17 protein-coding genes and 2 pseudogenes are annotated in these 18,354 nt (G+C 40.7%); 5 read left to right on the top strand and 14 right to left on the bottom strand.

Annotation, left to right across the window (positions count from 1 at the left end; translation table 11 throughout):
* From LRL21_RS34730 to tnpA, 3 genes and pseudogenes are all read right to left on the bottom strand, one after another.
* Positions 1–292, bottom strand: a pseudogene (locus LRL21_RS34730) (hypothetical protein); the annotation flags it as partial.
* Positions 293–761: 469 nt separating this feature from the next.
* Positions 762–1,334, bottom strand: coding sequence for a Ger(x)C family spore germination protein (locus tag LRL21_RS34725; RefSeq protein ID WP_240420396.1), 573 nt, complete (start codon positions 1,332–1,334; stop codon positions 762–764).
* A gap of 133 nt (positions 1,335–1,467) precedes the next feature.
* Positions 1,468–1,760 (bottom strand): annotated as a pseudogene (tnpA, locus tag LRL21_RS34720) (IS200/IS605 family transposase); the annotation flags it as partial.
* A gap of 479 nt (positions 1,761–2,239) precedes the next feature.
* Here tnpA and LRL21_RS46995 point away from each other — a divergent pair.
* The gene (locus LRL21_RS46995) at positions 2,240–2,584 is read left to right on the top strand and encodes a stalk domain-containing protein (RefSeq protein ID WP_420832525.1); all 345 of its coding nucleotides are present in this window, start codon (positions 2,240–2,242) and stop codon (positions 2,582–2,584) included.
* Between the two features lie 131 nt (positions 2,585–2,715).
* On the opposite strand, the gene LRL21_RS34710 is transcribed toward LRL21_RS46995, so the two are convergent.
* The 11 genes from LRL21_RS34710 to LRL21_RS34660 all read right to left on the bottom strand — a co-directional run bounded on the left by LRL21_RS34710 (position 2,716) and on the right by LRL21_RS34660 (position 9,680).
* Complete coding sequence (locus LRL21_RS34710) at positions 2,716–3,153, bottom strand: hypothetical protein (RefSeq protein WP_240420389.1); 438 nt, start codon at positions 3,151–3,153, stop codon at positions 2,716–2,718.
* 673 nt (positions 3,154–3,826) lie between these two features.
* The gene (locus LRL21_RS34705; RefSeq protein WP_240420388.1) at positions 3,827–4,033 is read right to left on the bottom strand and encodes a hypothetical protein; all 207 of its coding nucleotides are present in this window, start codon (positions 4,031–4,033) and stop codon (positions 3,827–3,829) included.
* Positions 4,034–4,066: 33 nt separating this feature from the next.
* Positions 4,067–4,264 carry a hypothetical protein gene (locus LRL21_RS34700; RefSeq protein WP_240420387.1) on the bottom strand — a complete coding sequence of 66 codons (198 nt, stop codon included), beginning with the start codon at positions 4,262–4,264 and terminating at the stop codon, positions 4,067–4,069.
* A 236-nt stretch (positions 4,265–4,500) separates the two neighbouring features.
* The gene (locus LRL21_RS34695; protein ID WP_240420386.1) at positions 4,501–4,731 is read right to left on the bottom strand and encodes a hypothetical protein; all 231 of its coding nucleotides are present in this window, start codon (positions 4,729–4,731) and stop codon (positions 4,501–4,503) included.
* 31 nt (positions 4,732–4,762) lie between these two features.
* Positions 4,763–5,068 carry a hypothetical protein gene (locus LRL21_RS34690; protein ID WP_240420385.1) on the bottom strand — a complete coding sequence of 102 codons (306 nt, stop codon included), beginning with the start codon at positions 5,066–5,068 and terminating at the stop codon, positions 4,763–4,765.
* A 14-nt stretch (positions 5,069–5,082) separates the two neighbouring features.
* The gene (locus LRL21_RS34685) at positions 5,083–5,289 is read right to left on the bottom strand and encodes a hypothetical protein (protein ID WP_240420384.1); all 207 of its coding nucleotides are present in this window, start codon (positions 5,287–5,289) and stop codon (positions 5,083–5,085) included.
* Between the two features lie 40 nt (positions 5,290–5,329).
* Entirely contained in the window at positions 5,330–5,527 is a 198-nt protein-coding gene (locus LRL21_RS34680; protein ID WP_240420383.1) for a hypothetical protein, read from the bottom strand.
* A 70-nt stretch (positions 5,528–5,597) separates the two neighbouring features.
* On the bottom strand, positions 5,598–5,870 hold the full coding sequence (locus tag LRL21_RS34675; protein WP_240420382.1) for a hypothetical protein: 273 nt from the start codon (positions 5,868–5,870) through the stop codon (positions 5,598–5,600).
* A 225-nt stretch (positions 5,871–6,095) separates the two neighbouring features.
* Positions 6,096–6,818: a hypothetical protein gene (locus LRL21_RS34670; protein ID WP_240420381.1), complete on the bottom strand. Its 723-nt coding sequence runs from the start codon at positions 6,816–6,818 to the stop codon at positions 6,096–6,098.
* A gap of 978 nt (positions 6,819–7,796) precedes the next feature.
* Complete coding sequence (locus LRL21_RS34665) at positions 7,797–9,248, bottom strand: FtsZ/tubulin family protein (RefSeq protein ID WP_420832526.1); 1,452 nt, start codon at positions 9,246–9,248, stop codon at positions 7,797–7,799.
* Positions 9,249–9,254: 6 nt separating this feature from the next.
* Positions 9,255–9,680: a hypothetical protein gene (locus tag LRL21_RS34660; RefSeq protein ID WP_240420379.1), complete on the bottom strand. Its 426-nt coding sequence runs from the start codon at positions 9,678–9,680 to the stop codon at positions 9,255–9,257.
* 1,914 nt (positions 9,681–11,594) lie between these two features.
* Between LRL21_RS34660 and LRL21_RS34655 the strand changes: the two genes are divergently transcribed.
* The 4 genes from LRL21_RS34655 (at position 11,595) to LRL21_RS34640 (ending at position 18,255) form a co-directional block, all read left to right on the top strand.
* Positions 11,595–13,271, top strand: coding sequence for a replication-relaxation family protein (locus tag LRL21_RS34655; RefSeq protein WP_240420378.1), 1,677 nt, complete (start codon positions 11,595–11,597; stop codon positions 13,269–13,271).
* Positions 13,268–16,225: a TraM recognition domain-containing protein gene (locus tag LRL21_RS46450; protein ID WP_240420377.1), complete on the top strand. Its 2,958-nt coding sequence runs from the start codon at positions 13,268–13,270 to the stop codon at positions 16,223–16,225. The genes LRL21_RS34655 and LRL21_RS46450 overlap by 4 nt, the downstream gene beginning before the upstream one ends.
* A gap of 178 nt (positions 16,226–16,403) precedes the next feature.
* Positions 16,404–17,330 (top strand): S1 RNA-binding domain-containing protein, encoded by a 927-nt coding sequence (locus LRL21_RS34645; protein ID WP_240420376.1) that lies wholly within the window; start codon positions 16,404–16,406, stop codon positions 17,328–17,330.
* Positions 17,305–18,255, top strand: a complete 951-nt coding sequence (locus LRL21_RS34640; RefSeq protein WP_240420375.1) for a hypothetical protein — start codon at positions 17,305–17,307, stop codon at positions 18,253–18,255. The genes LRL21_RS34645 and LRL21_RS34640 overlap by 26 nt, the downstream gene beginning before the upstream one ends.
* The last annotated feature ends 99 nt before the right edge of the window (positions 18,256–18,354 follow it).

The following is an 18,354-nucleotide window of genomic DNA, read 5'->3' as shown; positions in this document are numbered from 1 at the left end:
AAGGTGTTTCTACTTCGCTCGCGGACTTCTTCCAGCCCAGAATGGTTTGGACACCGTCTTGTAGATTCATAAACAAGGGCAAGCAGAACCACTTCCGGGAATCGCCGACCAGAATGCCAATGGCACCAAACAAATGACCAAAGATATACTCACCCTTGGCGACATTTTCGGATTCCTCATGAAGCCTCTTGACCCCCGGCATCCGGCGACCTTCCTTGGCTTGTTTCATGCCATCGCCGACGAGGACCACACGACCCTGAATCACCAGCAAAGGCGCATGCTGGCGAACCACCTGAAGCCACCACTGCCACAACAATGAGGTGGGCCAAGCAGAAGAACGGAAGAAGTGAGTCAGTGTTTCGTAACAGCGAGAGATCCCGAATCACGGAAGTCACACCTAGATGGTCGGAGCGCAGCATGAAGCCGACGATCAGAACAACAAACCACTAGAAACTGGCTTGTCTGGAGAAGCACGAACGGAAGGGAAGTAATTGAGCATAGATATGTTCAATCGTCTGCAAATAGGGTAAACTGCTTGTTGTAACCCATTTGGCGTTTATTCCTTTCGTGTGAGAACTAATGGATACCATACTTCGCTCAATTGGGTTATTTTTCTATGCGTCGATTTTTCGACAAGATGTCAAGTATATGTACTGATATCATATTGCTTCCAAGTGTCAAATTACCGTTGACAATGATATCAACAGCCAACCCACGAACCATACCGCATATCTTCACTTGTCGACGCGTTAAGCGATGCACTATTGAGCATGCCTTGTCAAAGCCAACACAGCCGCGGTCAAAGGAAAATATCCAGAGGCACAAACATCGCTCTTCCCGATTTTCCAAATCTGCAGCATTCTCGTTTCATTTTCCGGTAAAAATCCTACGACTTTATTTGACTTGTAGACGGCCGCTTCGTCGATTTTGAAGGTGGTTTCGCCGCTACTTGGATCTTTCACGAGCCGAATCGCCCCGGTTGCTGGCATGATTCCACTTTTCGATATTTCATCCATAAATTCGCCAATTTTGATCGATACGCCGCTATTATGGGCTTCAATTTTATTCATCTCGGTACCCGGTAAATTTTCCAGCGCATATTTCGCATTGAGTACTTCTTTTACGGATGCTCCGTGCGTCGTCAAGACGAAGCTGTTATACCGGTCGACAGGCGCACGTAAAAATTTGTCTAGAACTTGGGCTACTCCGTGCAGAGCGTATTTTTCGCCCAAAAGGAGTATTTCCCTGTGGCCAAAGTAGATCGTCCGGGATAGTTGCTCTTGCATCTTGTTCAAAGCATCCAGACCGTCTTTGCCTTTTTCCGAAATGATCACGACCGGTCTTTTGGCTTTTCCACCTCCACCGCCTTGCTGTACATTGCTGATCCCCGAAGGAAGCGCGACCTTTCTTGTTTCGACCTACCGTATCTACGTAATACCCTCTGCACCAGAATTGCCTGCTCCCGTACCGATACTTTAGATTAGCAAATTGATCGAAAATCATCAGTGAACTTTTTCCCTTCAGATATCCCATGAATTCGATACACTGAGTTTTGGCGGGATACTCACTAGCATGTGGATATGATCAGGGCATGCTTCCGCTTCAATTAACTCTACTCCTTTTCGCTCACAAAGCTGCCTGATGATCTTTCCAATCTCTCGCTTAAGTTTTCCATAAATCACTTGTCTTCGATACTTTGGCGCAAATATGATAGGGTATTTGCAGTTCCATTTCGTATGTGCTAAGCTGCTCTTGTCCATCTTTTTAGCTCCTTTGATTTCATGTGTGCGGTTGGCAGACCGGCACTCATCTTATCATGAAGTTCAAAAGATGGACCACTCATAGCTATAAGCTTTCCTGAACCCCCAGTCGAACTGGGGGTTTTCTTATACAAACCAGGCCCCCCGGACTTGCTTCCCAAGTAGGAAGCAGGGAGGGTTGTTTGCGTTTAGGGACATTTCGCATGCTCTGGGGCATGACGAAACACGCCAATCCCGGCACCGAGCGCTCGAAGCTCTCTCGTGCGAACTCCGATCAAGCATGACACTCGGTAGGGGGCAGCGTTGAAATGATTCAAGAGTATACGATCGTATAATATTGGAATGAAATCCGTGATGCTACACTGGCTAAGAAGAAACGGCCATGAATTGGCGGTCGAAAATCAACATGGAAAGGACTGTTTAGCTTGTTCAGAACATCAGATGTCGGATATCGTCTATCGGCTAAGGCGGCTAGTCTGATGACCGTCTTATCGCTAGTGATCGCGATTATGTTTCAAACAGGAGCATCGGCGGCCCCGAAGGAGATAAGCATATATTACAAGGACCAATTGGTGACGTTTCAGGAAGCTCCTCCGATCCTCCTGGACGGCAGGACGCTCGTGCCGTTCCGTTCTTTGCTGGAGACGCTGGGCTTCGAGGTGGGCTGGAGGAGCGCCGATGGGGTATCGAAAGCGACCGGCACGTTCCACCAAACGCTTTGTAAGCGGTCGCCCGTGCCTTGTTGCGCTCGTTGCGGTCCTGTATGGCGTTTACCTCGATCATGTGCGCCTGATACTTCTCCGCACCATCCAATAACCACTTGATACAACGGGCCTTATACTGTGCCGCAAACTCCAAAATGATGACCGGTAATTCCGCGAACACCGCTTGCGTCTTGGCCCTCCGTCCAAGCTTCTCGAAGGATTCAGCTGTGATGCGCTCACGGTCTGCCAACTTATCTTTGGCCCTCGCCAAGTCCTCCGCCTTGCCCTGCGCCTTGCAAACGTCCCAATACTGCGGCACGGCTTGCCGTTCGTTTCCAACGCCGGACCACTTTGAGCAGCTGCACGAGATCCACGCGGTACGTCTTCCGGAACAGAGCTGCCGCAATCGGACGCATACTGATGTGTACTGCTGCGCGAGATCCACGATGTACGTAAAGCTGTGCGATCGGACGCATACTGGTGTGCGCTACTGCGCTGACCATGAGCAGCTGCGCGAGATCCGCGTGAACAACCACATTCTGGTGTGCGCTGCAGGCACTGGCCACAAGCAACTGCGCGAGATTCGTACGTGCCGTACGTCTTTCGGAACAGAGCTGCCGCGATATGCCACATCCTGATGTGTACTGCTGGCGTTGACCACGAGCTGCTGCGCGAGATCCGCGCGGCACTTCTTCCAGACGGAGTTCCGATGAACGGCCGCATCCTGGTGTGCTCTGTGGCGTTGGCCACGAGCTGCTGCTCGAGGTCCACGCGGCACGTCTTTCGAGCAGATCTGCCGGTAAAACGTGCTGGTGTGCGCAGCAGGCACTGGCCACGAGCAACTACGCGAGATTCATACGTGCCGCACGTCTTTCGGAACAGAGCTTCCGCGATAGGCCACATCCTGGTGCGCCCTCTGGCGTTGGCCACGAGCTACTTCGCGAGGGCCGCGTGGTATGTCTTCCGGAACGTAAGCTTCAATAGACCCTACCTAGTATTTTACGCGTGTCAGTGGCTCCGTAGGCAGATACACAGGCGAGGTTGAGCTGAAGCTCAACAAAACGGCGTAAGCGCGGGGACCAAATATCAAAGCAGCCCGGATTCAAAACCGACGAACCTCGATCTGGGCAATACCGACTTGGATCTGAACCGATGGGGTAATTGAACTCTGAGAGGAGAACGTAACGGGGCGGAACGTCAGGGTGGAGATTTGAGCTTATCTCTGCGCCTTGTATAACCAGTATTTTAACTGATAAACGGTGATGTCATGATCGGAATAGAATACCAGGCTTTCATGGTTTGACCGGCTAGCCAGCCATTCGCTAGTCGCCCCTACCGAGCTATTTGTTTCAGTTATATTTACTATGTAACCTCATTCATTTTTTTCAACGCCGTCTTCGCTCGTTCAAGTCGATTCTCAATACATTCAATTATTTGAGATTTTGTTCTATCTCCAGTAATAGAAGATTCCTCTTTTTGCGTATATCGTTCTAAACTCGCAGATTCTTTCAAAATAAAATCATCCAACGCCATCTGCACGACAGCAAGTTCACCATTTGTAAGTTTCATTCAATTCACGCTCCCCCATGTACAAATTTTTTATTATGTTTCCTGACGCGATCTCCGTTCGAAATAATGACCTGCATTACTTGCATGTTCGTAAACTATGTCAAAAATAAATTTCAGCGCCTCTTCTTCCCCGCGTGTTTCTTTAAAGAATTTATAGTCATCTAAAGCTTGCTCAATGGTTGTTTGTTTATATTCATCTTCCGTCTCACATTCACGCAATCTTTTCCCCACGATCTCACTCCCCATGTACAATTTATTCAATATGTCGCATCACAGCTTCTTAAAGCTAATAATCGTTCCAGCTTGGTAACTGAAACCTTGTTCATGTTAAATATTGCTGATGCTTCAAATATGGAGTCGCCTGGATAATCTCTCTGGAAAATTATATTTCCTTCCCGATCCGTAACTGTAACTTCAACCGTCCAATCACCGTTACACCCCCTTATGGAGAATTGATATTCACTGAATTACTTAACCGTTGACAAGGCATGAATCAGGTCAACTTTATCAACTAAACAATATGTTCCCTTGCTAAAAAGTCCCATACTTCCGGCTATCTTGTCGTAAATCTTATCTTTCTCCGATTCCGGCAATACCGAAAGGGTTTTGTAACTTTCGATAACTTCGTAAATATCCACATGCGTTCCTATCAGATTAGCTTTATGAAATGCCTTTTCGATGACGGTTTCAACCTTCATCTGACGAAACCTCCCTATTTATCGAATTACTTCACAATTTAAGAGATTCTATCAATTTCCTCATTTGCTCAGGGGTAAAATTTTTATCAAAGTGCGCTTCCGTAATTTGATTTACAGACAAAGCGTGTGTCCCTTCCGGAGCTCCTCCCGAAGAACGTAAAAACAAGTGCATCTCTTCGTACGCAACAAATGATTCGTCATCTTCACCATCAAATTCAAACCAAACTCCCGCATCTTCTATTTCCTTTGCTGTTGCATCTTTAGCTTCCAAAGAATGGCCAGTAAAGTTCCAAAAAAATGTTACTCGTTCCCCTATTTCAAACTTAAATTTCTCCATATCATACACGCTCCCTATTTTGTTGTATTTCTTAATGCCCGAAAATTTACATCAAGAAGACATTTGATTTTGTAGTAAGTGGGCTTAGCCAACTTTATGCTATTATAAGGGTTTGGCCATTGAACTTTTGCTGTCTTTCCAGTCTTTGATAATACGAGAACTGTTCCTAATCCACGTAGAATATCATATTCTAAATATACTCTATCACCGACTTTTAACAAGGAAAGTACCTCCTTATACGCCGTATATTCATCGTTATCTTCAATTGTTTTTGGATGGTGTCGAAGTGTCTGCACCTGATTTTTTAACGCTGTTCGTGCTGTTAATTTTGTTATTCATTTGATTCTTTCTTTTAACCACGAATCCGGACAACGTGCCCTTCACGGATGTAAATAACAGAGCCTTTGGAATGGATTTGTATCGGACTTTCCTGGTCGAAATTCCATTCGTACCTCCCATGTATCCAACCACCGCCAAACGCTACTTCTATAAAAGCGCCAGCATGAACAGCTTCACCAGCAACATAATGTCATAAGCCACCGGCACTTGGTCCAAGGATTATTTTCCCTTCGATCATGCCTTCTTTTTTTGGTAATGGTTGCATCGGGTCCTGTTCACCAGTCCACGTTTTGCATCCCAGGTCCATCTTTCCGGAAATCGGCTCTACCTGGGCATCCATCCGGAAGCACCAAGAACGTGAACTGCAGCTGCTCGATCCGGCCGCCATTGCCGGGTTGCCGATCGCAAAGCTGGGTATCCATCTGGAAGCATCAGGAGCTCGAGCTGCTGATGCTCTCGGCACGGGCGTTCAGTCTACAACTTTAGTATCTCAGTCTAATACTTTATTTTTAATAGACACTTAGAATCAAAAAAAGACAGCTCATTTATTAGGTAAGAGTTGTCTTTTTATTTTGTGTGTATCAGTTCTCTGCCTGGAGTTATGCAACATAAGTAAAGAGGCATTTGATTTAACCCCCCTCCCCTCCTCCTCTCCATAAATTCGTTTTAAATATGAATTATATTATGTTTAATTTTTTGTTGTATCATTTCCTAAATCATATTCCTTTTTCATTTCTTCTTCATAGTGTTCCAATTTATATAATTCGATAAATTCTAGTTTTGCTGCAGTATCTTCTTTTTTGAATATTACCCCAATTTTCTTGGGATTTTTATTCCAAACAGCTTCAGCTTTTTCTCTTAATCGTTTATTGACACGGTTTTCAGTAAATGATCGATCCAGATCATGTTGACGCAATTCCTTTTTACGTTGTTTTTCTTCCTCTATCGGGTCTGGCATTAGGCGTAACATCTCTTCATATTTTGTTTTTGATTGTTCCATTTCAAGTTTTAGTAAATTAATTTCTTGTAACTCTGTTTTTAGGAAATCTTTTAATCTTTCTTCAGACAGAATCGGAATAATCCCTTGTTGCTGCTCTTGTGAATCATTTGGATCATAGTGAAGATGCTGTGAAAAATTTTCCAGCAACATACTACCAATGTTTTGCATAGTGATATTATTTCCAAACCTTTGCTTGGCTTCAGAAATAAATCTGATTATTTCTATGTCTTCTTTACTAAAAATTCTCTCATCTCTTGTATTCCTTGGTATGGTATGAATTTTGAGTTGATGAAGTTCATTTACCCAATTTCTCATAGTAGGAATTGGTATATTGATACCTCCTTTTTTCATTCTCTCATGAGCAATTCCAATTGTGACATAACCCTCATATTGTTCAAAATGGTCCGTCATAGCCTATCAATAGCCTCCTTATAACCCTAAATATAGTTTTGGGCCTATTTCTTGATTATTTTGGCCTAATATTTTGAAAAAATTATAACATATGAGCTTCTTGTTTGATAGCTTCTAAGGTATCTATCAGATATTGATAGTCTCTTGTTTCATTTATCGAATCAGTCTACTCGTAAGCTATCATATATTAATATATAGACTATTATTAATTGAAAGAACCCTTGCACATCTCAATAAACTACAAAAGAAATCATAGTAACAATTACATGATATATGAACGATAGTCCACTATTAATTATTAATAGACTATCATCTGTATATAGCTTCCTCTGAAATTCAAAGATATTACTTTATATAAATCCATGATATATGGGCATATAGATTATAGATAGACTATTAATATCCTATCAACTATCAATAGATTCCCTGCGGATAATCAGAAATGACATATAATAATATAATGATATATCAAAAGATAGATCACTTTTAATTAATTATAGACTATGATCTTTTAATAGGATACCTCATCATAGTTAAAAATGATATAAAATTATATGATGACATATTGATAGATAGATAATATTGAATTGATAATAGACTATCATCTATTGATAGGCTATTATCAATTGGTGAATAGTGACGATTTGATGGGGTGATGCGTTACCTTTAACAGTTTGATCAACTGTAGTTCTGTTTCTTTTTCACAAAATAACGCTCATTCAAGCAGCATGTTAGAGGGACGACAAACCCCGAGTAGGTATTTTACTTCACAAGACCATAAAAAAGCCCTCATAAACGAACTGGGGCATCTTAGGGAGGCTATTTGCAGTTTCTCAACAGTTCAACGCTCTTTACCTAGTCATCACATTAGAAATAGAGAAGGGAAAGGGAGGGAGGCATATGGATTATCAATATTGAATTGAAGGTTTACAAAAAAAAGCGGGTTCTTTCTATCGAGAACCCGCTTTTTAAATTATTTTAGTTTATGTCGTTAGGATTAATGTTAGAAAAATCCATATTGTCTATATTAATGTCTTCTGTTATTTCTTCCTTTTTGTCAGAAATTCCTAGTTCTTCAAGACTAATTCCGAAATCAGTAAGATCCAAATCTAGATCTAGATCTTCATCAGCCGTTGCAGCAATTTGCTGGATTGAGTCTTGCTTGTATGTTACTTGTTTCTGTTTGGCCATGAATTCCTCGTACTCTTTAACTAAGCCTTTTGAAAGCCGAATAGGAAGGGCATCGGTTTTATAAAATGAGTAGACAGTTGCATTGAAATTGTTATTTTCACTGAGATACCCAGAAAATATCGTTCCTTGCAAGGGTAATTTCTTGCTGACTTCTTCCTTTGCATTATCAATAAATGAACTTCCTAATTTATTAAGTTCAGGAGGCATTATACCCAGTAAACCAACATGATGAACACGTGCGAAAACATTTTGGCCTTGTTCATCTATTTCTTGTAGAGCAATTGGATCATGAAGATTGTTAGAACTAACAGAACTTACAAAAAGATTAGTTAAGTCATCTGTATTTGAAATTGATTTAACGTTTTTTTGTACTCTATTAATGACAAAACATCCTTCTTTCTCATGAACAACTCTTTTAAAATCATTAGAATCCATTATTACTGAAGTGCCACTACCATTTGTCGCTGTGTTAAGCTCATGAAGAATCGAACTTATTTCACTATTTGCAAAATCCCGGTAATTTTTCGAAGAAGAGTCTCGTTCATTAATAAAGCGTTCATAAAACATTTGATTATCAGGAAATGAAACGAATGAGATTCCCTTAGTAGGATTTTTAGCCATTGCCCATATCCGAGAAGCAAAGTCATTAACCTGGCGTAAGACATCTGGACCATCGCTACGAACGGGAATAGTAGCAATGATACCGATTTTTTTAAACTGGTCCTTTACTTTATTATAGGCATCTACTTGATATTTTTTTATATTTTGCTTAAAGTCTGCATCTCCAACTTGTTCCCTTATTTTAAAGAGAGCTTGTTTCACGAGTTTTAGATTATAAAACTCGTGGAATTCTTCGACAGCCTTTACTATGGTGGCCGTACCAGTTCCTCCACCTAAACCGGCTATAAAGAGTACTAATGTATCCTCAACACGTACCTTTTTTGTAACAAATTCTTTTAGATTTTCTTTAACCTGTTCATTTTGTTCTAATATTTGAAGTGCTTTTTCAGGGTTTTTACCAAGACCTCCTAATTTAAGCGATATTCGGTTGTCTGGTGCTATGTGACGTAATTCCTCTAAATCACCATCATTAGAGTTTAGTGCCAAGCAATTGTATACTGGCTTTCCATCTCTGGTTTTGTAAGAAGCAAATTTATCTGCTATCCGTGATCCAGCTTGTCCAAAACCGACTATTGTCATATTAATAGAAGGGGGGTTATCTCTGAAAGACAATATAATCAACTCCTAATTCATTTTTGTTTTTTGGGATTCTTTATGTCTTCGCAGGATCTCTGCTGCAATACTGCGGCCGCGAGGGGATAGAAATATCAATTTGGTTGGATGGAAGGATTTATAGAAACATAGAGACATTTTAAGTAGTGATTCCACGATACGTTCTGCATGTTTCCGATCAATATTAGCTTCCTGAAGTCCATATTTTTTCCCTTTGCCACGTTCCTGGACCTTACGGGTAATTATTACTTTTTCGGAAAGTTGTTTTATAGAAATACCAGCACTAAGTTCATTATCTTTATTTGCATCAGCATGTTGTCCAATACTTAAAAGAATTCGTTTCATCGGCAGGTCTAGTTCAACAATATCAGCAAACATTTTTATTTGTTCTTTGTTGAATTCCAACTCTATGTATTGTTGATGCATTTGGAACTCCACGGATAATTACCGCCTCCCTATCTACTATATAGTAACTATTTTAGTTACCTAGTACATCATAATATAATTTTTTGAATAATTCAATATTTGTATAAATCCCTATTTTTCATAAGTATTTTTGAGGTATCTACAGATGTATCCAAAATAGTAACTAGATCAAATTTCTATATCTTCAAGTCTTTAAAATGGCGACGGTTTATACAAAATGTTATATTTTTCATGTGGTTCCCAAGATAGTTATGAGTAATATGAGATATTATTTTTGCTATAGTTACTACATTGAAACTATTGGTTTATATAGGTTTTATATTAATTATTATGGAATGTTACTAAAATAGTTACTATAATAGTTTCTGAAATAGTAACTATAAGATCATGAATTAATGTCTGGAATGTATTTGGAATTACTTGCTGAAGAAAAATAATCGCTAACATAATGAATGCATCGCGATCATCAATTTCGAGGATCTGAAGACATTATAATCATTTACACAAAGTAGGATTAAAGAAGAATACTAAGGTTCACCATCTGCATGACTATTAAGATTCCAAGGAGCCGGCTTTAAATGATACTAATCTCATACTCGATTATCTAGCACTCATCGCTACATGTTGCACATATCCAATACCTCTAATACTGTTTCCGCTCCACGCTTTCTAAACTCAGTGTAAGTTAATGTCATGTAAAGAGAGGAAGCCTTAAGTAAATGGGAGAGGTATGTTCAATCCGATATTAGTAAGTAATTATGGTCAACTAGAACTATCTCATACCTGTAGGTAATTGATAGCCAAAGATAAAGATTATTACCAATTATTAAGAGTCTATAATCAACTTACTGAGAGCTTTTAATAGATGCTTAGAGGCAACGTTCTGAAACCGTTGCCTCTAAGCATCTATTTCTTTCTACGAATGGTAATCAAAAAATTAAGATTAAATCTGAATTTGGGTTGATTTTTAAGGAGATGAGAGGTTTGATATGTAACTAAAATTAGAGATATAAGAACTACCCTGAAATGCTCTTCCAAATCTCCGAGTAACTATACACGATTACCCTATCCTCATAGCCTAATAATAGCTTTAAAATGGACTATATATATCGAATCGCCAATTGTTAAAAATACCAAATTTTTCTGTGTATTTTCCACAAGTTATTTTTCAATTATCTAAAAGAAGAATCGCTCATCGTTACTGACTACCGCCGCGGTCGAAGTGCATGAGGAAGAAGCGGCTCGCCGCGTACCAGACAATCGAATGGATATGAGCAGCCGGGTACCGCCGCGGTCGAAGTGTAGGAGAAAGGAGCGGCTCGCCGCGTACCAAACAATCGAATGGATATGAGCAGTTGACTATCGCCGCGGTCGAAGTGTAGGAGAACGGAGCGGCTCGCCGCGTACCAAACAATCGGATGGATATGAGCAGCTGACTACCGCCGCGGTCGAAGTGTAGGAGGAAGGAGCGATCGCCGCGTACCAAACAATCGGATGATATGAGCAGCCGATTACCGCCGCGGTCGAAGTGTAGGAGGAAGGAGTGATCGCCGCGTACCAAACAATCGGATGATATGAGCAGCCGATTACCGCCGCGGTCGAAGTGTAGGAGGAAGGAGTGATCGCCGCGTACCAAACAATCGAATGGATATGAGCAGCTGACTACCGCCGCGGTCGAAGTGTAGGAGGAAGGAGCGATCGCCGCGTACCAAACAATCGAATGGATATGAGCAGCTGACTACCGCCGCGGTCGAAGTGGCCTTCGTGGGCTTCCTATTTCATAAATAAAGTAGCGCTGTAATTATTTTTCGGATGCATAATGTAATCATCTTGTGTATAATTTATGATGATCATATGTAGAGCGGAAGACGCGATGTGGCCCTTAGGGGGCATATCGCGTCTTTTTTATTTTAGGAGGTGTTTCAGATGTCAGAAGTAAGGCACATCATTAATGACGATTTCGATGCTGCTGACTTTGATCCAATTGAGGAACATGAAGATGTCTCATTAAACTTCGCTAAGGATTATTTGTTACATGAAGAGGACGAAGGAGATATCGATGAACAAGAAGTTGATAGGTCGGAAAAGTTTAAGCTTGAATCAGTAAAGTTAAATGGCCAAGTTGAAAAAAGTGGTAGGAAGAAACGGTGGATCAATGGAAAATCTAGCAGATTAAAGAATGGGTATATTGAGGATAAAGTTATTAAACTTGCGATCAATAATGCAAATAAAATGGCAATCCTCAGATGTCTCTATACACATCGCCAGCTAGATATGTTTCAAATCGGTCGTGTAGCAACTCCACATATGCACAAAAAATCGGTTGGAAATCTTCTAGCTGAAATGTATGCCCAACGTTTGCTTAATCGTGAGAACTTGTTGAAAGCGAGCAGAGCAAAAGGTGATGAGAAAAAATTTCACTACCGATTAGCCAAACTCGGACTTTATATTATTGCTACCTTTGACTTACAAGCATTATGGAATTATTCACATCCCAATCAGCCCAAACAACACTATCTATTACAGAATCTTGCAGTAGGCAGCCAACAAGCCCACCACTTTGAAACACAAGAATTTATGTCCCGTCTTATATACAATCTTACTAAAAAGGAAATCTATTTCCCTCACTCAGACTGGAAGCGGTATCCGATTCAGGATTTGCGTGTAGCTGGTAAGATTACTCCTTACCGACCTGATTGGTTTATATTCAAACCCAATCATTTTTACACGGAGTTAGTCAAACAGAAGCGGGTTACAGAATGTCCACTAAATATACCTGTTGAATCCAGACAAGAAGCTGATAGGGAAATACTAAATCAACACTACGCTGGCTTTCTTTCCATCGAGTGTGATCTGAAGACAGAGGATTCTAAAGAGATAGAAGATAAATGTAGAAAATTTATTTATTCCCTTGATTATTATCCTCAAAATAATATGGCCTTCTTTTCAGTTAATGGCTGGTATGAGAATGATACATTACTTCCTGCCCCTAAAAATCATACTCAGATGAGGGCCAGAAACACAAAAAAAGTAATCATCAGACAAATGGAAGAAGAACTGGTCTTTGATAAAACACAAGTGCTGCACGGTGATGAATATACTTGTCTTGCCTCGTCTGAATTTTTTATTGAGAATAATGGCAATATGCAGCAAGGATATCCAAGAGGTAATGGTTTTGCAAAGTTTGTGAATGAAACACCCAGCACATTGGATAAGGAAATTTTATATTTTACTGATGAGTTAAAAAAAATTGTGTTGAATCCATCATTACCTATTATTCCTGACGAAGCGGTTCGCATCCGGAATTTTGGCGATGCAGAAACACATATGATTTTTTTTGCTAGGCTTGGTTGGGTGAATCCTATTGCGAAAGCACTACGAATGCAAAAGTGGATTGATGAAGGAAACCAAAAGGCAAAAATCATTCTGATCTACCCTAACAAAGATGAACTGGATAATGAGGTGCATTTTACTGATCCTCCTTTTTTCTACGTCAATTGGGAGGACGTCTGTCGAACTGGTGTGTGGGGTCACTATAAAAAAACCGTTTACCGCAAGATAAGAAATATTAATACACTGACCTGGGAGGATGCGAATCAGTGAAACAATATCTTGTAAATTGGTTCGGAGAAATTGACTGGCGAAAAATAATTCCAGGGGTCGTTTTATGGCTGATGTATATCATTTTGTATTTTATATTTATATCCACTCTTGGGATGTTCATCGCTATGTTTCTTGGAAAGTTTGATATGACAAGAGAGCAGATCGCACACACGATCCCGATCGTAGGACAGTTTATGATTTTCTATAGTCCTCCTTCGGGAGATCATTTTTTTATGCTAATCAGTACTGGAATTTTAACAACTAGCGCATGGTTATTTAGCACAAGATTAAAAATGTGTACCAGCTCTGTACGTCGACGTATGCTATTTTTTGGATTTGCAATCATGACTGGTGCGCTTGCTTACAATATATTTGCTAGCAATTACTTGAAACCAATAACTTATGATAAAGTGATGGCGCTGGATGAATTAGTTACAGGAGCGAACCGAAAATATGTCCACGTTGGTGCATTGCATCTGCTGGGAACAGTTCTAATTATGATACCAGAGATTATTACATACATGTTTTTGAACTGGCTTATTGGCACATATAGACAGGATAAAGTTATCCAGGATTGGTTCTCGGATTATAAATTTGAATGGAAGTATTTAGCGCGCTTTGGTGAGGAAATGGCAATGAAATTTCCAGATGTAACCTTAGCGCTTGATGCCCTATCCCGAGTTCCCATTGTTATAATGGGTGTGACTCGACAACTAGGGACCTTTTTAATAGGTCCACCAGGGAGCGGGAAAACGTCCCTTAAAATTCTTAAAGTAGTGCGACAAGATTTGGCGCATATGCAAAAGATGATTAATGCATTCCCTCAGCTTGTTAAAAAATATGGATTGAACACTCCTGAATTTTTAATAGAGTTAGGTAAGCACTTAATTGGTATGGTCGTCATTGAACCATCCAAAGATTTATGTGATAAAAGCTATAAACTCGCCAAAGAACATGGTATTCCGGATAAATTAATCGTTTATCTTGACCCTTCAAATCCAGATACCCCAGGTATTAATACGATGATCGGTCCTATTGAGCAGGTAGCGGAGACAATAACAGCGGTTTTGGATGGTATGAGCGAAGTATCGAATGAATTCTTCAGGCAAGCATGTCGTACCGTTCTGAAACAATATATATATTTATTAAAGTTTCTCAAAAAAAATGAATGTACGCTTCTGGACTTAGACCAAATGTATCAGGATCCAAGGTTTACGAAAAATATGGTAGAAGAACTTCGTGGCAAGGTTCCAGATCAAGAAGAAATTAAGCGCATGCCGCGAGACATGCAAATCTATTGGATGCTTGTTGCCCGGACACTGCGTTGGTTCGATAACGATGGATTAGAAGAAGAAAAAGACCGTGAGGGTATGCTGCAAAAATTTACTTCAGGTGAGTACAAGGGACAGATAAAAATTAAGGACAAGCAGACAGAATTCACACGCCAAACTCGTAATCTGTTAGCTGATTTAATTACAAATCCTTACTTAGCACGGATCCTAACAGGTGAGAATGCAGTAGATTTAGATAAATTAATGGCAAAAGGCGGAATATTGCTATGTAATACAGATAATGGCTTATTGGGTAATGTTTCTGACGCATTTGGAAAACTGGTGCTCATGAGTGTCCAAAATGCGGTGTTCCGGCGAAAAGGAGATGAAGATACAAGACCCTTAATTGCGGTTGATGTAGATGAATTTTATGATTATATGAATGCTCCATTTTTGAAATTAGCAGGGCAGGGGCGGAAATATAAGGTGGCTTTCATGGTTGCTTGCCAATCATTGTCACAGCTCAAAGTAAAATTCGATGAAGCTTTTGTGGATGCCATGATCGGTACCATACGGAACTATATTGTGTACGGTGGTGTCGGCCAGTATGATGCGAAGAAGCTTGTACCGATATTTGGCACACACGTTGTTGAGGATGTTTCTATTAGAGAAAATTACACTCCTGAGAGCGCTGCGAATCCATCATTTAGTTATGGGCAAACGATTACACGTGAGGAAAAAGAATTGGTAACTGAAGATGAAATTATGTTCAACAAATTTAAATTTAGCTACATTCGATTGGTAGTCGAAGGTAGTACAGCCAAAGCGGTGAAGGGTGAAGGCGATTTTGTTGACATGGGTAAATCATCAAAGTGGAAAAAAGCACTTAAGCCAGCTGCTGTAAAAGAATTTATGAGGTACTGGCAAAATGATGCTGATACGGTATATACATTTGATATGAACTGGATAGATAGCTGGGGTGAGTTCGTTGACCCGAATAGTAAGGATCCTTCTGCAGACTTGGAGATGCAGATCCAGAATAGCCGAATGAATCCCACTTTTGAAGAAATGGAGAAACCAGAATCTTATCCAGATCGATTCGTTAGTCTTGCTTTAATTGAACCTGAGCATGAAGAGAATGTCTCAGAATCCATGGATACTGAGTTACCAGCAGTAACAGAAACTGAGAAAGGGATTGTCCCTCGTGCATCTCAAATTGCCTATGGAAAAAAAACATCAGGTGAATTGAAAACTGGTGAAAAAATGACCGGTCCTGCAATGAATCTAGTAGATAGCCATTCCGCGATAAAAATAAATTCAGAATTATCGCCTATACCAAAAAAAGAAACGATTGCTGTCCCTGCTGCTAATAAAGTACCCATTCCATCGAATGATGTTGTTAATTTCTCGAGTCTATTTAACGGACATAACAAAGAAAGGGTAGCTGAACCCAAGACCAATGATAGCATTTCCGCACTAAGTGAAGTACTAGTTGAAAAGGGACCGACAGGATCCTCAACTGTAGATGCTCCGATTACAACTTCCGAGGAGTTGGTTATTCCTAAGCCTGTAGTCGTTGATAAGAAGCGGCAAAGGTTAGAACAACTAAAAGATGTTGGCATTGATGCAAATAGCAAAAATTTTTTAAAGCAAGTTTTTAAAATAACAAAAGATACCGAATGATTACAGTGTTTGTAAAGAGCCTCACAAAATGGGGCTTGTCTAATTGTTCGCTTTTGAGTATAGTATTTTTATTAGAATAAACTCTCATTTAGCGACGAGGCGGAAGACGCACGCGACCTATTGGTTACGTGCGTCTTTTTCTATGCCCTTTTGCTTGAATCCCTGGAGGTGGCAAACTATGAATAACCAAGCTGTGTTGGAATTGTTACAGGAATCGATGCGTAGAAAGTATGTGCAGTATGGAGTGGTCGAGAACATTCGTCCTGTCAAATTGGGTAAGGATAGTAGCGAAGAATTGATTTTGATTAACTTCAACGGTGTGATCGTGTATTGCAGAAAAAATGAATTTATTACCAGAGATTTAACATCGTACAGCGGCTTTTTGCAAACAACAGTACCGTTTGTCGTGAAGCATGTTACAACTGACGGAAATGTTATTGTTAGCCGTATCGAGGCCGTCCCACTTGTATCAAGAGCCTTCATAAGAAACCATTCCGTTGGAGATATGGTTAACGGTTTTGTAACGGGTGTAACTGAGAATAACTTGGTTTTTGTGGATGTCGAAGGTGTTCCATGCCTAATCCCTCCTCAAGAATGGGATCATGTCCGGACTTCAAATCTAAGAGAGTTCCTGAAGGTGGGGACGGAACTTGATTTGAAAATTATTTCAATTGATGAGCGAAAAGATGAGGAAGCCGATGAAACATCAGCGGTTGATGCCATAAGTAAAACTGTAGTTGAATTTGGTTATCGTGTTCGTCTGTCACGTAGGGCTGTGTTGGATGAAGCAAAGGCTAAAATATGGGACAACATTGAAGATTACTATACCAGGGGTGACTCTACGGTTGCTAAAATAACTGGATTTGGAGCGGGACAGAATAGTTATTTTTTGGAACTACCCAAAGGTATTGTCATTCTGGGAAATCTTCAGTCCAATCTACGGCGTCAGTACGGTGGAAGCTTGCCACAAGGACTTACAGTGCACGTAGAAATAGTTTCGATGGATAAACAGGCTCGACGCGGAAAGGCAAGAATTTTTAAAATAGACCCTACACTACAATCGACATTGCGCAAACCATATGCGTTCAGCCCTTACTCCACTTAACGGAAAAACAGCTAGAATCTGGAAATCGCTGGATGGCGGTGTTCCAATACTGGATGACCCGACATTGCAATTCAAAATGCTGCCTTTTCGGAGTCGGCCAGAAACAAATTTGGAAGTTACGGTTTTCCGCGTCGAAACCGGACAGATTACGGAAAGTGACCTAGAAGTAGCTGTCACACTAGCTCATATGAAAGTGTTGACAGAAAACCAGCTTCGCCGTCTCTATCAGAACAAGTTTGAGAAAGGCCATAAACTCGGATCGCGGCTCCGCTTTCTACAGGGAATTGGTTGGTTTGACGGATGGTACATGGAAAGTGAATATAATGCGAGAGAATATGTCTGGAGCATCGGGATTGCGGCTAGAAATTATCTGGGGTTTGTCATGGGCATGCACGACCTTCCCAATCCCATTGCTCTAGCACAAAATATATCGCATTATCTTTCTATTTGTGCAGTCAACGAACTGAGAATACAGTTACTGCAGAGAGGGATTATAGCCCATGAAGATTTCATGTTGTACCCGCATATATCTCCAAACGAAGAAAACCCTCTGGCGCTCATAAGAATGAATACACCAGTGGGATCCATCGTGATGTACATAGAGCGTCTACAACAAACAAAAAAACCCTTGCGCTTTATGAAATACAAATTGAAGAGGTATCTAAACTGGATTGCTCGGGAGGGTCGTCTCCCGAGTCCGTATCCAACGGATAATCCTCCAATTATGTTATGGAGCTGCGGGACTGAGGAAGCTGTGAGTGAAATTGTGGGTTCACTTAATCATTTGCCTGACGAAATGATCCATTTGTTTTTAATCGATGAACACATGGCAGACGTAAAAAACGCTTTTCGCATGGCAATTAAGGGAGAAGCTCCTGGTGAAGTACAATTAAAACAATTTGTATTTGATTTTTTAGATAACTGATTCCAAACGTTCCATTAAGGTAGAACGTTGCCAAAGTCCGTCTTAATGGAACGATTTTGTGTCAGAGAGGAGCAGTTATGCGCGTTAAGGTAACCCTAT

Origin of the sequence: Paenibacillus periandrae (assembly GCF_022458865.1) — a bacterium.
Lineage (GTDB): Bacteria > Bacillota > Bacilli > Paenibacillales > NBRC-103111 > Paenibacillus_S > Paenibacillus_S periandrae.
Note: the sequence above shows the minus strand (reverse complement) of the source record. Positions and strands in the feature narration are given on the sequence as shown.

What these genes read in the sequence shown, in the direction of transcription:
- LRL21_RS34705 (WP_240420388.1), bottom strand. Translation starts at nt 4,033, where the DNA reads ATGAAACTTACAAATGGTGAACTTGCTGTCGTGCAGATGGCGTTGGAT.
- LRL21_RS34640 (WP_240420375.1), top strand. Translation starts at nt 17,305, where the DNA reads ATGCGTTCAGCCCTTACTCCACTTAACGGAAAAACAGCTAGAATCTGG.
- LRL21_RS34670 (WP_240420381.1), bottom strand. Translation starts at nt 6,818, where the DNA reads ATGACGGACCATTTTGAACAATATGAGGGTTATGTCACAATTGGAATT.
- LRL21_RS34690 (WP_240420385.1), bottom strand. Translation starts at nt 5,068, where the DNA reads ATGGAGAAATTTAAGTTTGAAATAGGGGAACGAGTAACATTTTTTTGG.
- LRL21_RS46995 (WP_420832525.1), top strand. Translation starts at nt 2,240, where the DNA reads ATGACCGTCTTATCGCTAGTGATCGCGATTATGTTTCAAACAGGAGCA.
- LRL21_RS34645 (WP_240420376.1), top strand. Translation starts at nt 16,404, where the DNA reads ATGAATAACCAAGCTGTGTTGGAATTGTTACAGGAATCGATGCGTAGA.
- LRL21_RS34695 (WP_240420386.1), bottom strand. Translation starts at nt 4,731, where the DNA reads ATGAAGGTTGAAACCGTCATCGAAAAGGCATTTCATAAAGCTAATCTG.
- LRL21_RS34655 (WP_240420378.1), top strand. Translation starts at nt 11,595, where the DNA reads ATGTCAGAAGTAAGGCACATCATTAATGACGATTTCGATGCTGCTGAC.
- LRL21_RS34680 (WP_240420383.1), bottom strand. Translation starts at nt 5,527, where the DNA reads ATGGGAGGTACGAATGGAATTTCGACCAGGAAAGTCCGATACAAATCC.